At 41.6% G+C, this 16,790-nt stretch carries 13 protein-coding genes; 7 read left to right on the top strand and 6 right to left on the bottom strand.

The features are described 5' to 3' along the window. Positions 1 to 86: 86 nt before the first annotated feature. Together Q4567_RS02870 and Q4567_RS02865 are read right to left on the bottom strand one after the other, a co-directional pair. Entirely contained in the window at positions 87 to 1,484 is a 1,398-nt protein-coding gene (locus tag Q4567_RS02870; RefSeq protein ID WP_303499263.1) for an ATP-binding protein, read from the bottom strand. Next, a complete protein-coding gene (locus Q4567_RS02865) occupies positions 1,481 to 2,176 on the bottom strand; it encodes a response regulator transcription factor (protein WP_216048803.1) in 696 nt (231 codons plus the stop codon). The genes Q4567_RS02870 and Q4567_RS02865 overlap by 4 nt, the downstream gene beginning before the upstream one ends. Before the next feature lie 209 nt (positions 2,177 to 2,385). Here Q4567_RS02865 and Q4567_RS02860 point away from each other — a divergent pair, with 209 nt between their 5' ends. Further along, positions 2,386 to 3,201, top strand: coding sequence for a Spy/CpxP family protein refolding chaperone (locus Q4567_RS02860; RefSeq protein ID WP_303499261.1), 816 nt, complete (start codon positions 2,386 to 2,388; stop codon positions 3,199 to 3,201). Positions 3,202 to 3,249: 48 nt separating this feature from the next. Here the strand turns inward: Q4567_RS02860 and Q4567_RS02855 are convergent, their stop codons facing one another. After that, on the bottom strand, positions 3,250 to 3,669 hold the full coding sequence (locus Q4567_RS02855; protein WP_216048805.1) for a methylglyoxal synthase: 420 nt from the start codon (positions 3,667 to 3,669) through the stop codon (positions 3,250 to 3,252). Between the two features lie 19 nt (positions 3,670 to 3,688). Next, positions 3,689 to 4,849: an acetylornithine deacetylase gene (gene argE, locus Q4567_RS02850; RefSeq protein ID WP_216048806.1), complete on the bottom strand. Its 1,161-nt coding sequence runs from the start codon at positions 4,847 to 4,849 to the stop codon at positions 3,689 to 3,691. 337 nt (positions 4,850 to 5,186) lie between these two features. Here argE and argC point away from each other — a divergent pair, with 337 nt between their 5' ends. The 6 genes from argC to argA all read left to right on the top strand — a co-directional run bounded on the left by argC (position 5,187) and on the right by argA (position 11,944). Further along, positions 5,187 to 6,215, top strand: coding sequence for an N-acetyl-gamma-glutamyl-phosphate reductase (gene argC / locus Q4567_RS02845; protein ID WP_216048807.1), 1,029 nt, complete (start codon positions 5,187 to 5,189; stop codon positions 6,213 to 6,215). Further along, complete coding sequence (gene argB, locus Q4567_RS02840; RefSeq protein ID WP_216048808.1) at positions 6,212 to 7,006, top strand: acetylglutamate kinase; 795 nt, start codon at positions 6,212 to 6,214, stop codon at positions 7,004 to 7,006. Before argC ends, argB begins: the two co-directional genes overlap by 4 nt. Further along, positions 7,003 to 7,911 carry an ornithine carbamoyltransferase gene (locus tag Q4567_RS02835; RefSeq protein WP_216048809.1) on the top strand — a complete coding sequence of 303 codons (909 nt, stop codon included), beginning with the start codon at positions 7,003 to 7,005 and terminating at the stop codon, positions 7,909 to 7,911. The genes argB and Q4567_RS02835 overlap by 4 nt, the downstream gene beginning before the upstream one ends. A 94-nt stretch (positions 7,912 to 8,005) precedes the next feature. Then, the gene (locus Q4567_RS02830) at positions 8,006 to 9,238 is read left to right on the top strand and encodes an argininosuccinate synthase (protein WP_216048810.1); all 1,233 of its coding nucleotides are present in this window, start codon (positions 8,006 to 8,008) and stop codon (positions 9,236 to 9,238) included. Between the two features lie 2 nt (positions 9,239 to 9,240). Beyond that, a complete protein-coding gene (argH, locus tag Q4567_RS02825; protein WP_216048811.1) occupies positions 9,241 to 10,617 on the top strand; it encodes an argininosuccinate lyase in 1,377 nt (458 codons plus the stop codon). A gap of 10 nt (positions 10,618 to 10,627) precedes the next feature. Next, a complete protein-coding gene (argA, locus tag Q4567_RS02820; RefSeq protein WP_216048812.1) occupies positions 10,628 to 11,944 on the top strand; it encodes an amino-acid N-acetyltransferase in 1,317 nt (438 codons plus the stop codon). Between the two features lie 101 nt (positions 11,945 to 12,045). On the opposite strand, the gene Q4567_RS02815 is transcribed toward argA, so the two are convergent. After that, complete coding sequence (locus Q4567_RS02815) at positions 12,046 to 13,734, bottom strand: NAD-dependent malic enzyme (RefSeq protein ID WP_216048813.1); 1,689 nt, start codon at positions 13,732 to 13,734, stop codon at positions 12,046 to 12,048. A gap of 280 nt (positions 13,735 to 14,014) precedes the next feature. Then, positions 14,015 to 16,702: a penicillin-binding protein 1A gene (locus tag Q4567_RS02810; RefSeq protein ID WP_303499256.1), complete on the bottom strand. Its 2,688-nt coding sequence runs from the start codon at positions 16,700 to 16,702 to the stop codon at positions 14,015 to 14,017. Positions 16,703 to 16,790: the final 88 nt, after the last annotated feature.

Genomic DNA, 16,790 nt, shown 5'->3' with positions numbered 1-16,790 from the left:
TATCAAGATGCGTAATACTGCAATGTTGCATAGAATCAATCTACAAACACAATTCACTCGCGATCTCGCCTCAAAGGTTTCACTCATTATTGTTTAATCGGAATCGTGATGTTTACAATTAACCCACCTTCTGGCGAATTCATGGCTACGACTTCACCGCCGTGTAATTTTACCGCTTGTTTAACAATGGCTAAGCCTAAACCTACCCCACCCGTATCTCGATTTCGTGACGCAGACAACCGATAAAATGGTTTAAACATATCTTCCAAATCCGAAGAAGGTACACCTGTACCGTCATCTTTTACCGTCACTTGTAGTGTAGTAGTCAGATTAACCACTGACACTTCAACTTTAGTAGAACAATATTTAATTCCATTACTAATCAGATTTCCTACAGCACTTTTCAGTAGGTGTGGATAACAACTTAAAGTCAGTTCTGGAATGTCACCTAAAATTAATTCCTTACCACTATTTTGCGCTTCAAACTCGGCATCATTGAAAAGCTCTGTAAAACAACTTTTCAAACCAACAAGTTGTTTATCTTCAACAGCTACATCTGCCTCTAATCTAGATAGACGCAACACTTGACCAATCATTGAATCGATTTGCTGTGCTTCTTTTTCGATTCTCAATAGCTGTTTTTCAATCGACTCTGGCAGCTGTTCTTTTTGATTTTGAGCAATACCAATGGCAAGTTGCAATCTTGCCAGTGGCGACCTTAACTCATGTGATATATCAGCGACTAACCTTTTTTGACTTCCCATTAAGTCGGCAAGGCGTTTCGTCATAGAATTAAAATCTCGCCCCAAGGCGCCTATTTCGTCACCTCTTTTTGATGCAAATTTTACGTTTTGGGTTAAGTCACCATTGGCCACTTTCCTAGCACTTTTCTGCAATTGTCGAATAGGTCGAACAAGCGACCAGACAAACAAAGCGCACAGACTTCCGCTGACTAGCAATACGCTTAAGCCAAGCGCTATGGGATTTGTCTGCATCAACTGCCGTGCAAGATTTGGAGGGCGCGGTTTACCAGTGAACAGAAAATATGTCTGTCCTCTTACCGAGACTTTAGCTGGCCCAAAAAAGACCCCTGACGTAGTTCGAATAACAAAAGGTTGCGTCTCATTAATGAGTTCCAAAAACGGCTCTTTTAACGGCATCATTTCTCTTGGGAAACCATAAATAAATTCTTTGCTTTGAGCATCTATTAACATCAATGCATCTTTGCTTCTTTGCCCCGTGCGGCCTAATAAACGATTTAATTCGGCTTTGGGAAATCGCTCTGCAGTTAGCTCAATACGAGACGCTATTTGCTGTATACGATTAATGTCTACGTTATTTAGCGGTTTAATTGAGTAGTTAGAGTTGGTTTGCTTAGCTAACCAAGCGCCAACAAGACCCAACAGAATCGCTGCCAACCAAAACCATAAAAACGTTTTGCCAAAAAGACTGTTGGCAGGGTTAAGCTTTTTTAAAAACCTCATTGTTCAACCACGAACAAATAGCCAGTACCTCTAACCGTTTTAATTTTTTCTTGATCACTGTGTTGCATTAATTTACGCCTAATATTACTCACATGCATATCAATACTGCGATCAAATGCCATCAATTTTCTGCCCAATACTTTTTCGCTGATATCATTTTTACTAACAATTTGACCTGCGTTTATCATCAACAAATGCAAAATTAAAAACTCAGTAGCGGTAAACTCTAAAATATTTCCAGCACATTCAACACTCTGTGTATTGGGGTTCAATACAACATCATCAATTTGTAATCGTTGCTGAGAGCTTGTTGAAGGCAAATAATCCATGCGCCTGACGATAGCTTTGATTCGAGCCGATAACTCACGATGATTAAATGGTTTAGGCAAATAATCGTCGGCGCCAAGCTCTAACCCAAAAATTTTATCAAAATCATCGCCTTTAGCTGTTAACATCAACACTGGCGTTAAATGACTAGTGCGTAATCGCTTAAGCACTTCAAATCCATCTATTTGCGGCAACATCACGTCCAACAAAATTAAATCGTAATGTTTCGGCCCGATGGCTTTTTGTAAGCCTGTCTCACCATCATTGGCTTGATCTATTTCATACCCTTGGGGCGACAAATACTCTATCAACAAGTTGCACAGTTCTTTATCATCATCGATAACAAGTAGTGATTTATTTTGCATGTAACCTCAATTATTCTATATGTCATTGGTACATTATGTGGTGAATTGTAAGCTTCCAGCTGATTAAGTGACAGACGAAAAGAACATTATTTACACAAGCTTTACAATGGCCAGACACTTCTTTGCATTGACGTAACTATAATGTTTATCAAATCAACGACAAGGTAAATGTCGTTATTTCGTTAAACATTAATCAAAAGGTGATACACATGAAAAGCAAATTGATTTTTTCTAAAGCAATCATTGCCATAGCTGCTACCGCAGCCGTCACTGCATTTGCAATTCAAGCGCATGAGCGTCCAGAACCACCAATGCGTGCGGTATTCAAAAAGCTAGATTTAACAGATCAGCAAAAACTTGATGTACGCACTATCATGCAGCAATCTAAAGCAGATGGTGAAATTTACAAGCAAGATTTAAACAACATCAAAAATCAGCTTAAGAGCTTAATTAGATCTACTGATTGGGATCAAGATTCGGTAGTGAGTTTGTTACAACAAGAGCAAGATATTAAATCTCAACTTGCGTTAAGCTCGGCGACCAAACGCAACGCTGTCTGGAATACCCTCACCGCAGAGCAACAACAAAAGTTGAGTGCCATGAGCGAAAAAGGCAAAGAACGCAAAGGCAAGGGGCATAAAGGAGAAAAACGTTCTTCGCCGATGAAAATGTTCAAGAGACTCGACTTAACCGACGAGCAAAGTGCAAAAATTAAAGCTTTGTTTGAAAGCCAAAAAGCGGCTATGGAATCTCAGCGTGAAACGGTGAAAGGTTATCGCGATCAAGCTCAACAGCTGGTTAGAAGTGAAACTTTTGATCAATCAGCATGGTTGGCAGTGAGTGAGAAACTTCAAGCAGCTCATTTGCAAATGTCGACAGACATGTCAAAAGTGCGCCATCAAATCTGGAATATCCTTGATGAGGAACAACAGGCAAAAATGGCGAAAATGGATGAAAAAAGAGAACACCGCAAAGGTGGTGACAAACATGATAAGAAGAGACGTCATCAAGACGACGAACTCTAACTATCACATTGGTTACGTTAAAGATTATTGATAGTTATAAATTAACTATCAATAATCAGGCACAGTCCTCAAGTATTCGTCGCTGTCAAACAGCGGCGAAGTAATGATTAAATCCGCAGTGCAACGATTACAAGCTACAGGCAAATTCCACACCGAACATAATCGAAGTAAAGCTTTTACGTCAGGATCATGAGGTGCGGGGTTGAGTGGATCCCAAAAAAAGATTAAACAATCTAGTTTTCGCTCAGCGATTAATGCGCCAATTTGTTGGTCGCCACCTAAGGGTCCACTTTTAAAACGATGAACAGGTAAATCTAAACTGTCGGCGATTAGTCCGCCTGTTGTACCTGTCGCCACCAAATTATACTTTTTCAATTGTTCAATATGGGTGCGACTCCAGTCAACTAACTCCGCTTTCATGTGATCGTGAGCCACTAAAGCAATGGTCTTTTTTACTAATTCAGTCATGGATATTATTTCCTAGTATTTATCTAGCTGATTCGCTAAAGCACACGTGTTTTATCATATTCTTTAACAAAGAAACTGTGGGGTCCACATATTCTAACGATATAAACTCATCCGGCTGATGGGCTTGATTGATACTGCCCGGCCCCAAAACCAAAGTATCGCAGCCAAGCTGATTGATAAAAGGAGCCTCAGTAGCATAATTAGCATTTGTGACTTTAAAATCCGTCAACTTTTCAGCTAAGGCGATAATATTGTGCTCATTCTTACATGAGAACGCCGGAGCTGTCGGATACATAAGCTGCATGTCTACGCGGTCAGGATAAGCCTGTTTAACAGGTAACAGCGCTTCATCAATCAATGCAATTGCTTCTTCATCACTCAATCCAGGTACACAGCGAATATCAAAGTTAAGTTTGCAATGTCCACAAATTCGATTTTCGCCATCGCCGCCATGAATATGCCCTAAATTCATCGTTGCTTGGGGAACACTAAAACTTTCGTCGCGGTAATTTTTGGCAAGTTGGTCACGTAACGTGAGTAGCTGCTGTATTGCCATTTGCATAATTTCAATGGCGTTTACGCCTTTATCTGGATCGCTGGAATGGCCAGCTTTTCCAGTAATATTTAGGCTCTGCGCCATATGTCCTTTATGTTTACCGATTGGTTTCAGCTCTGTGGGTTCACCAATGATAGCCATATCAGGTTTAATTAACTGTTGTTGAGCAAAAAACCTAGCTCCGGCCATAGAGGTTTCTTCATCGGCTGTGGCTAAAATATACAGTGGTTTTTGCAGCTTTTTTAAAGGAATATCTTTTAAAGCTTCCAAAATAAAAGCAAAAAATCCTTTCATGTCGCAGGTCCCTAAACCATAAAAGGAATCATTTTTTTGCTGCAGTATAAATGGGTCGCTATTCCATCGACCTTCATCAAATGGCACTGTATCTGAGTGACCAGCTAACAGCAGACCGCCCTTGCCCGTGCCGAGTTTGGCTAATAAATTGAATTTATTCCGTGCTTCAGGCACTTTTTGAATAGAAATGCTAAAACCTAAGTCTGAAAAAAGATTCCCTAAATAGTCGATTAACTGACGATTACTCATATCTAGATCTTCGTCTACGGCACTTATTGTAGGGATGGAAATGATTTTTTCATAAACTTCTAAGAAAGTTAAATTTGGCATAAGAACCTTAAAATATAATTATTCACTTTTATTGCATATTTATAACATTGATGGCATGCTACGTCCATGCAACAAAGAACCAGTTTTAAACTGATTTTTAAACCTTAACGATCAATTACAGTGCATATTGCCTGAAAATTGATGAATAGAGAATAAATGAGAACTATGAGCACAAATAACTCCCTGCCTTGCTACGCTTGTACGTCTGTCCGACGAATCTAATTTTGGTTGCGTAGCACGCTCCTCTCCTTTGATATAGAAGAAGTTTTTAAAGGATTGGGGCGCTTTTTTTATTTTTCTAAGTTAACATTTTCAAAAATTATCGGTAAACATCATTATGTTGAAAGCATGTGTAATCGGAGCAAGTGGATATACAGGCGCAGAACTCGCCAGAATATTAACCTTGCATCCTAAATTTGAGCTAGCAGGATTGTTTGTTTCGCAAAACAGTCAAGATGCAAATAAAGCTTTAAGTCAGCTCCACCCCTCTTTAAGCGGTTTAGTCGACACTAAGGTTTTACCCATTAATGATGGTCTGTTAAGCGAGCTCGCAGATTCTTTAGATGCCATATTTTTAGCCACACCTCACGAAGCCAGCCACGACTGGATGCCTATATTAACGGCAGGAAAAGCAAAAATATTCGATTTATCAGGGGCGTTCAGAATTAAAGATGCAGACGTGTTTGCAGACTTTTATGGATTTGCACACCAGCATAAACCGTTACTTGAAAAAGCGGTCTACGGGTTAGCTGAATGGAATGCAGCGTCTATTGCTGAGGCATCGCTAGTAGCAGTGCCAGGTTGCTACCCTACAGCTTCGCTATCAGCGCTCAAGCCTTTGTTTAATTCAAATCTGTTAGACAGCCAGCATCGTCCAATTATTAATGCGGTATCTGGTGTTAGTGGTGCGGGAAGAAAAGCCGCTTTGGGAAATAGCTATTGCGAAGTGAGCCTGCAAGCATATGGTGTTCTTGGCCATCGCCACCAGCCAGAAATTAGCCAAGCCTTAGGTACCGACGTTATATTTACTCCCCATTTAGGTAATTTTAAGCGCGGAATATTGGCCACAATTACGGTGAAAACAGTTGCTGGCACCAGCAAAGAGCAAGTATCGGACGCTTACCAAAAAGCCTACAGTGATAAACCTATTATCCGTTTACTAAATCATTTTCCTAAGTTAGATGATGTAGTGAATACTGCGCACTGTGATCTGCATTGGAAGTTAGATGAAAAATCTGGATATTTAGTCATTGGCAGTGCCATCGACAACTTGTTAAAAGGTGCAGCATCTCAAGCAATTCAATGTGCTAACTTAAGTTTCGGTTTTGCATCTCCTACTGGATTAATTGCTGAGGTGAGTAAATGAAAGTAAAAGTTATCAAAGTTGGTGGTGCATTTTTAGATGACCCAAGTATTTCCGCAGACTTTTTTGCCGCGCTTTATGCCGCTCAAGAACAACAGCCAATAGTGTTAGTTCATGGTGGTGGCAGCAGTGTTGAGAAGCTTTTAAAAAATCTGTCACTTAGCAGTCATAAACTAAATGGTCTGAGAGTCACGCCGAAATCACAAATTGATTATGTCGTCGGTGCTTTAGCCGGCACAGCCAATAAAAACTTGTGTGCATTAGCGAAAAAAAGTGGACTTATCCCTGTGGGATTAAGTTTATTGGATGGTAACATTACCAATTGCCATCAAATCAGTGAAGAATTAGGCAATGTAGGTTCTGCAGAGCCTATTGATCAAACTTTACTGACGACTCTGTTGGCAGCTGGCTTTTTACCCATAGTGAGCTCCATTGGAGCAGATGACCAGGGTGAATTGCTTAATATCAACGCCGATCAAGCAGCAACAGCCATTGCCAAACTGCTTAATGCACAACTAGTTTTGTTATCAGATGTAGCAGGTGTGCTCGATCAGAATAAGTCACTTATTAATAAACTCACGTCTGACGATATTGAAACTTTGATATCAGATGGTGTTATTCGCGATGGTATGACAGTGAAAGTAGAAGCGGCATTAGATGCGGCGAATCAAATAGGACAGTCTGTGACTATAGCAAGTTGGAAAAACCTTGATATTTTAACCCAAGATACTCCAACTGAAGAAAACGCTTCTGCAGGAACAACCATTTTCCCATCGTCTAAGGAAAACAAATGAAACAGGACCTATTAACGTTTAAAGATTGGAGTTCGCAGGATTTAAATAATTTGTTGGCGCTAGCGGCAAAAATTAAAGCTGCGCCTGAAGAACACAATCAAGTTTTGGCTGGAAAATCAATTGCGGCTTTGTTCGAGAAACCCTCTTTGCGTACCCGTGTTAGTTTTGATATTGGTATCAATAAACTCGGTGGACACATGGTTTACCTTGACTCCCAGGCTGGTAAACTAGCTGGCCGAGAAGACGCCAAAGACACAGCAGCAAATTTAGCTTGTTGGGCAGATGCGATTGTTGCCAGAGTGTTTAGTCATGATACCTTAGTGCAGTTTAGTCAAGCTTCTAAAGTACCGGTAATCAACGCGTTATGCGACCTCTATCACCCGTGCCAAGCAATAGCTGATTTTCTCACCTTACAAGAAACCTATGGTTCATTAGAAAACTTAACCTTAGCTTATGTAGGTGATGGCAATAACGTTACCCATTCACTATTGCTGGTTGGCGCTATACTAGGGGTGAATATCGTTAGTGTTACCCCTGCAGGTTACGAAGTTGATCAAGGGATATTTGAATTAAGCCAAAAAATTGCAGAAAAATCTGGTGCAAAAATCATCCAAAGTAATAACGTCGAAGACGCTAAAGGTGCCAATGTACTTTATGCTGATACGTGGTTATCAATGGGAGATGAAACACCGTTATCAGATATTAAACGCATTTTTGACCCATACAAAGTCGACGAAGCTATGATGGCATTAACCGGTGCACAATACGTTATGCATTGCCAACCCGCTCATCGTGATTTAGAAATTAGCGGTACTTTAATTGATAGCGATAAATCATTATTAATGCAACAAGCTGAAAATAGAATGCATGGCCAAAATGCCATTCTAGTAACGTTGTTAGCTTAAAATTGAGTGACTCGAAGTTCATTTTAAAAAATCAATCTGTTGAAGCTGATTTGTTCAAACTACAAATCAACACAAGTTTATTTAGGAAATAGTTATGTCAAAACCCGACGTTAAAAAAGTTGTTTTAGCCTATTCAGGCGGCTTAGATACCTCTGCCATTATTCCATGGTTGAAAGAAAATTATGATTGTGAAGTAGTCGCCTTTGCGGCAGATGTTGGCCAAGGCGATGAAGAATTAGAAGGTCTTCGTGAAAAAGCCATTAAAACCGGTGCCAGCGAATGTTATATCGTTGATTTGAAAGAAGAGTTTGTTGCTGACTATATTTATCCAACAATCAAAACTGGCGCGGTATACGAAGGTGAATATTTACTAGGTACTTCAATGGCTCGTCCAGTAATTGCGAAAGCACAAGTAGAAATTGCCCGTAAAGTAGGCGCAGACGCGCTATGCCACGGTTGTACTGGTAAAGGTAACGACCAAGTACGTTTCGAAAGTACTTTTGCAGCTCTAGCACCTGACTTACAAGTTATTGCACCTTGGCGTGAGTGGGATATGGTTTCACGTGAAGACTTATTAGATTACCTAGCAAAACGTGATATTAAAACCAGTGCTTCTGCCACTAAAATATACAGCCGTGATGCAAACGCTTGGCACATCTCTCATGAAGGTGGTGAATTAGAGGATCCTTGGTGTGAACCAACCAAAGGCATTTGGACCATGACAGTCGATCCAGAAGATGCGCCAGACAAGCCTGAAAGCGTTTCCCTAAGTTTTGATAAAGGACAACTTACTACAGTTAACGGTGTTGCTCTTTCGCCATATAACGCGCTAGTTGAACTGAACAAAATTGCAGCCAAACATGGTGTTGGCCGAATCGATATCGTTGAAAACCGCTTAGTCGGCATGAAGTCTCGTGGATGTTATGAAACTCCTGGCGGCACAGTCATTATGGCTGCGTATAAAGCGCTAGAGTGCATGGTTTTAGATAAAGCAGCATTAAAACACCGTGAATATTTAGGTTTAGAGTTTTCACACGTGATGTATGACGGACGTTGGTTTACTGCTCTTTCCGACTCATTGTTAGCAGGTGCCGAAGTATTTGCGCAACAAGTTACTGGTGACATCGTCATTAAGCTATATAAAGGTCGCGCTACTGTTACTCAACGTCGTTCACCAAATAGCTTGTATTCAGAAGATTTTGCCACCTTCGGACAAGACGATGTGTATGACCAAAAACATGCTGAAGGATTTATTCGTTTGTTCAGCTTATCAAGTCGTATTGCAACCTTAAATAAAAAAGCGCGCGACGCGAATAAAGGAAACTAGTCATGGGTTTATGGGGAGGCCGCTTTCAAGAGGGCAGCAGTAATATGTTCAAACAGGTCAACGACTCGTTGCCCTTTGATCGGATTTTGGCCAGCCAAGATATTCGCGGTTCAATTGTGTGGTCACGTGCCATTGCTAAAGCAGGTGTATTGACCACTCAAGAACAGCAACAAATAGAAGCTGCTTTAAATGAATTGCTAAGCAAAGCCGAAGCAGATGAATTGGATTTTGATGCCAGTAGTGAAGAAGATATTCACAGTTTCATTGAGTCTGCGTTAATTGAAAAACTTGGTGATCTGGGAAGAAAGCTTCATACCGGTCGCAGTCGTAACGATCAAGTCGCTACCGACTTTCGATTGTGGTGTAAAGAGCACCTAGAAAGCTTGAAAGACGATTTACTGGCAATTAAAAGTGCGCTGGTATTATCTGCTGATCGCAACAGAGACGTCATCTTACCTGGTTACACCCATTTACAACGAGCTCAACCAGTACGATACCCGCATTGGTGTTTGGCTTATGTTGAGATGATCAAACGCGACATTAGTCGTTTAGAGGATTTGCTGGTAAGAATGAATCAATGCCCATTAGGCAGTGGCGCGCTAGCCGGCACGGTTTACGCCATTGATCGTCAGGAAATTGCTGAACAGCTGAGCTTTGGCTCTCCTTGCGCCAACAGTTTAGACGCCGTATCCGATCGAGACTATGTTTTAGAACTATTGTTTTGTGCCAGTACTTCAATGATGCATTTATCGCGCATGGCTGAAGATCTTATTTTCTTTAACTCTGGCGAAGCCGGCTTTATCACCCTTGGTGATGCAGTCACTTCAGGCTCGTCATTAATGCCGCAAAAGAAAAATCCAGATGCATTAGAATTAATGCGCGGAAAATGCGGCAGAGTATTTGGAAGCTTACAAGGCTTGTTGGTTACCATGAAGGGTCTTCCCTTGGCTTATAACAAAGACATGCAAGAAGACAAAGAAGGTGCCTTTGATGCAGTTAATCAATGGCATATCTGTTTGTGTATCGCTGCAGAAGTGGTAGACACTATTGAGTTAGATGCTCAACGGACTGCTCAGGCGGCCAAACAAGGTTATGCCAATGCTACCGAAATGGCAGATTACCTTGTTGCTAAAGGTATTCCATTTAGGACGGCACACGATATTTCTGGTCAAATTGTTCTAGCAGCCATTGAGCAAAACAAACCCATTGAAAATTTAAGCATAGCTGAATTGCAAACCTTCAGTTCAGTAATTGAAGATGATGTATATGCTGTATTAGAGCTTGAATACTTAGTGGACAAACGCAATATTTTGGGTGGCACAGGTGCTCATCCAGTGTTTGCAGCCCTTGATGCAGAACTGAAAAGTTTAAAGAGCTGAGGAACGAAAGATGGTGATGTCAGACATTGATGGCGTTAGGTTGTTTCGCAACTCAGCACCCTATATTAATTCTCATAGGGGCAAAACGTTTGTTTTAATGTTTGGTGGCGAGGCCGTTGAGGATGTTAATTTTCCTAACATTATCAATGATATAGCCTTGCTCAACAGTTTGGGTGTGAAGCTTGTTTTAGTGCACGGTGCAAGGCCACAAATCGATCAGCGCATTGCATTAAGAGGGGTTGAAAAACGTTTCAACAATAATATTCGTCTCACCGACAAACAAACCTTGGAATCTGTAAAAGACGCTGCAGGCTCGGTGCGCTCGCAAATCGAGGCGCTATTAACCATGGGGCTAGCTAACTCGCCAATGCACGGAGCTCATATTCGTGTGTGTTCTGGTAATTTGGTTGTGGCTATGCCCATGGGCGTTAGAGAAGGCGTCGATTTTGAGCATACCGGTGTGGTAAGACGAATTGACGTGATGGGCATCAACGATCATCTTCAGGATGGTTCAATCGTATTGCTTTCCCCCATGGGTTACTCGTCTACGGGCGAAGTCTTCAACTTATCTCATGAAGATGTCGCCACACAGGCTGCCATCAGCTTAAACGCCGATAAGTTGATTGTTTTTTCTGAACATCAGGGCATTTTAGATGAAACAGGAAAGCTGCGTCGTAATATCGATTCAGCCCAATTATCTGATTTGCTTGAAGAAGGTGCCAGAGAAGACCAGTTAGGAATATTGGATGCCATTAACCAGACAATAGCCGCTGATATTCCTCGCTGTCACTGTGTCAGTTACAAAAAGGACGGCGCCTTATTGCAGGAGTTGTTCACCCGTGACGGTTCAGGCTCGCTTGTTTCTAAACGCCATTACGAGCAACTTAGAAAAGCACGAATTGAAGATGTGGGCGGGATCCTACAACTGATCAATCCTCTCGAAGAAAAAGGTATTCTGGTTAAACGTTCTCGAGAACTCCTTGAAGCGGAAATTGAACAGTTCACGGTCATAGAGCGAGACGGTATGATTATCGCCTGTGCTGCCTTTTATCCTTACCCGCAGGATGGTACTGGTGAGCTTGCCTGTGTTGCTACCCATGGTGATTATCGCGGCAAAAGTCGTGCTGAACGTCTGCTCGAAGCAATTCGACAAGATGCCATTGAGCAGGGTTTAGAGAGTATTTTTGTGCTGACGACAGTGACTGCACATTGGTTTCAAGAACAAGGATTCGTTTTGGCCAGCATTGATGCGCTGCCTGAATCGAAAAAGTTGTTATATAACTTTCAAAGAAATTCGAAAGTATTTGTAATGGCCCTTGATAAATAAACAGCCTTCTTATCTTGATGTGGGCTGAGCTCAAATTGCGAAACTATTTGACTGCGACAACACTGCCAACTATTTAACATAAATAGTTGGCAGTAAATCGATTAAATACTAGTACGTTTGTATTGACGATATTTAGGGTTCCAGAAATTAGCTTCAATACTAGCTCGTAAAGCTTCGTCAGAGGTCTCTAAAGCCAAACCTTGTTGTTGCGCAACCTTGCCTACTGCAAATGCAATCTTTTTACTCAGACTAGCAATGTCGGTTAAAGGCGGTAACAAAGATCCCTCACCTTCACTTGCTAGTGGCGAAGCAAGTGCTAAGGCTTCACTGGTTGCCATTAACATTTCTTCACTGACCAATCGAGCTTTTGTGGCCACCACACCCAAACCAATTCCTGGAAAGATATAACTATTATTACATTGGGCAATGGGGAAAATACTGCCGTTATATGCAACAGGAGCAAAGGGACTTCCGGTAGCGATAATAACTTGGCCGTTGGTCCATTCAATAACTTGCTCGGGTCTTGCTTCAACCTGACGGGATGGATTACTTAATGGGAAAATAATCGGCAAATCACAATTCGCTTTCATTCCGCGAATAACTTCTTCAGTAAATAGACCTGGCTGTCCGGAAACCCCAATTAGAATGTCTGGTTTTGCATGCGTAACTACGTCTAACAAGCTCGCCCATTCATTTTCAGTATTCCACTGCTTAATCACCTCAGGATTTTGTACTAACTTTTGCTGGAAGTCGCGAAGGCCCTGCATACCATCAGTTAACAAGCCAAAGCGGTCAATCATGAACACTTGCTGTCTAGCTTGAGCGTCGCTAATTCCTTCCTGGCACATACGACTGATGATCATTTCTGCAATACCACATCCTGCAGAACCTGAACCCACAAATACCACTTTTTGCGCACTTAATTTAACACCTTTGCTCAAACAAGCTGCGAGGATTGAACCTAGAGTAACCGCTGCTGTACCTTGAATATCATCGTTAAAACAGCAGACCTGCTCACGGTAACGTTCCAATAATGGCATGGCATTAGGCTGTGCAAAGTCTTCAAACTGAATCAAAACGTCAGGCCAACGTTTGTGGGCTGCTTGAATAAACATATCGACAAATTCATTATATTCATCGCCAGTAATACGTTTATGACGTGCGCCCATGTACATAGGATCGTCGAGCAATTTTTGATTATTTGTCCCTACATCCAACATCACCGGTAAAGTATACGCAGGACTAATTCCGCCACATGCGGTATACAGTGACAATTTACCAATGGGTATACCCATTCCACCAATACCTTGGTCACCTAAGCCCAAGATCCGCTCACCATCAGTTACCACAATGACTTTTACTTTACGTTTAGTGGCATTACGCAGAATATCGTCTATTTGCGTTCGTTCAGAATATGAAATAAATAAACCACGAGAACTGCGATAAATATCCGAAAACTGTTCGCAAGCATCCCCAACTGTCGGGGTGTAAATAATCGGCATCATTTCATCGATATGAGACTGCACTAATCGATAAAACAAGGTTTCATTATTGTCTTGTATCGCGCGCAAATAAATATGCTTGTTAATGGGTGAGGAAAAACTGGAATATTGCATATAAGCCCGTTCGACCTGCTCTTCAATGCTTTCATAGCGTGGCGGCAACAAACCGGTCAAATTGAAGTTTTCACGTTCTTTGGCGGTAAACGCACTACCTTTATTTAACAGCGGCGTCTCAAGTAGTGAAGGGCCAGAATGGGGAATATACAAGTATTTAGAAGTATTGCTCATTAGAGGTATTTTTTTTCCAGTTTTCTCTTTGTTATCAAGAGGATTTAAAGTGATTAGGTGTCAAGTAATAGCAAGTTTAACGAATATTCAGCTAAACTCAGTATCAATTTGTCTGGTCAGATGTGCATCAGAATTATTTATCTAATAACTCATCCATTTTCGCTCAATTTAAATGCGCCTCCGGCTCCTAAGTTAGCTACCAATTTACATTAGCGAACTTAGGAGTAAGGAACATTTGTTCTTATATATACGTTTGAAAAGTGAAACTTCCCTATCGGATCTAAAAAATATCTTCAGGTTCCACACTTTCTGATTGATCGCTTTCAAAGGGATCAACAACAGAGTCAGACTGAACTGAAGAGGTTGGCTCGGTACCCTTTATGAAATATTCAAACATAGACGTATAATCTGTACGTGTTGTGAGTTTACCCGTTGCTCTATCAATTCGAACCGTGATGATATTTTCAGGCATAGGTTTAATTTCTTGAGGCACACCATCAAGCGCTTTTTCCATAAAGCGAATCCATGCAGGTTGAGCTGCTTTCGCGCCATCTTCCGCGCCGATCATGGCGTTGCCAATCCAGTTAAATTTTTCAGGATTTTCGTTTATCAAATTCTGGTTACGAGATGTACGGCCGAGCATACGACTCATATCATCAAAACCAACCCAAGAAGTAGCCACTAACCCTGGCGCAAAACCACTAAACCAAGTATCCCGAGAGTCATTGGTTGTACCGGTTTTACCCGCCAGATCGGTGCGACCAAGAATGTTTCTCGCCCGCCAGCCAGTGCCAAGCCAATAGGTATTGCGCTGGGGATCATTGCTCCATCGACCATTTCCTCGAACAGCTGTACGCATCATTTCGCGCACTAAAAAGGTATTTTGCGCAGACACCACTCTTTGGGCTTGGATTATTTCAGGCTGAGAATCGGCTTCATCTTCTGGGAAACCGTTTAATTCAGCCGCCAACAAAGCCTCGATTTGCTGCTCTGTGAGCTCCTCTGAATTAAGCTCTGATGCATTGGTTACAGATGTTTGCTCAGCATTGTGAGTTTCACATTCTTCACACACTTGCGGAGGATTAGCTTGCCACAATATTTTGCCGTGCTCATCTTCAATACGTTGAATAAAATGAGGGCGCACATAATAACCGCCATTGGCAATAACCGACATTGCAGTAGCAACCTCTAGGGGAGTTTGTGAACCTGAACCTAGTGATAAGGTTTCATCTTTCGGAATTTCAGCGCGGTCAAAACCAAATTTACTCAGATGGTCTGCCGCGGCATTAATACCAATTGCCCGTAATAAACGCACTGACACTACGTTTTTCGATTTGCCCAAGGCGACCCGCATTCGAATTGGTCCGTCATACACAGCTGGCGAGTTTTGTGGCCGCCATGCTGTGCCAGTACTTGCATCCCACTGATTGATAGGAGCGTCGTTAATAATACTTGCTAAGGTGTAACCTTGTTCTATTGCTGCGGAATATATGAAAGGTTTAATATTCGAGCCTACTTGTCTTTTAGCTTGAGTCGCGCGATTGAATTGACTCTGATAAAAACTATATCCACCGACGATTGCCTGCACCGCACCGTTTTTAGGATCCAGTGCCACAAAAGCACCACTCACCGTTGGCAATTGCGACAATTTCCAGATCCCTTCCTCGTTTTGTCTAATCCAGATCAATTGACCTGCAGCCACTATGTCAGCAGCACTTTTAGGATCCGGTCCTTGGCGATTGTCGTCAATGTAGGATCTTGCCCAATGCATACCCTGCCATTCGATAGTTTGATAATTTCCTTGGCCATTAAAAACCACAAAACTGGTTTCATCAACCTGGGTAACAACTGCTGGGTTAAGCACTCCAATTGGCGTGTAAGCGTCCAAAACCTCTAGCATTTGTGATTCGTCCCAAGGTTCAGAATCCAAGGCTACCAATTCAGTATTTTGATCTTCACTGTTGTTTAGGCTTTGATTGTCATCTGGCTCTCCCCATAACACGCGAATAGGACCACGATAACCATGTCTTTCATCATAATCATGTAAATTACGTATTACTGCTGTTTGTGCGGCAAACTGCAAATCCGAAGGTGCGGTAGCGAAAACTTGATATCCGCCAGTTTCAGCTTCTTCTTTGCCATACAATTCAACCATTTCATTATAAATAAGATCGGCCAAATAAGGCGCATCTAACTGAATCTCAGCACCGTGGCGTTTAGAAATGACAGTTTCATTGCTGGCCTGATCAAACTCTTCACGGGTAATATATTCCTCATCGAGCATTCTTAACAATACGACTCGACGACGCGCTTTCGCTCTTTCTGGGCTGGAAATTGGATTCAAAGTAGAAGGCGCTTTAGGCAGTCCAGCAATAGTCGCTACTTCAGCTAAACTGAGCTCATTAACGGATTTTCCGAAATATACTTGAGCAGCAGCACCAAACCCAAAGGCACGATGCCCCAATTCAATTTTGTTTAAATACAGCTCTAAGATTTCATCTTTACTGAGCAAACCTTCCATGTGCCAAGCAATAAAGATCTCTTTTATTTTACGTATATAGGTTTTATCACGGGTTAAGAAAAAGCCTCTGGCTAGCTGCATCGTGAGGGTACTACCACCTTGCCCACGTTCGCCGGTTAAGACTAAATTCACAAAAGCCCGCGCTAAGCCGATAGGATCTATACCAGGGTGTTCGTAAAAGCGACTATCCTCTATAGAAAGTACGGCATTTATTAATGATTGCGGGACTTCATCTAACTCTAACGGAATACGACGCTTGACCCCAAACTGTGAAATTAGTTTGCCGTCTTGTGTATAAATCTTCATGGGGGTTTGTAAGCGCACATCTTTTAGCACTTCAACACTTGGAAGATCGGGTTTGATATAAAAGTACATACCTACAATCGCTATCGTACCTAGCAGAAATGCGGCTATACTCATTATTAATAACAGTTTGATGTACTTCACAAAAATAAAACTACCAGAGCAAAATTGACTAAATGACTTATATTTTATACCTATGTACCGTTATTAGAACCATTAAAAACAAAAAAAT

Source organism: Aliiglaciecola sp. 2_MG-2023 (genome assembly GCF_030548145.1).
Classification (GTDB): domain Bacteria; phylum Pseudomonadota; class Gammaproteobacteria; order Enterobacterales; family Alteromonadaceae; genus Aliiglaciecola; species Aliiglaciecola lipolytica_A.
This window is presented reverse-complemented; position numbering and strand designations above follow the sequence as displayed.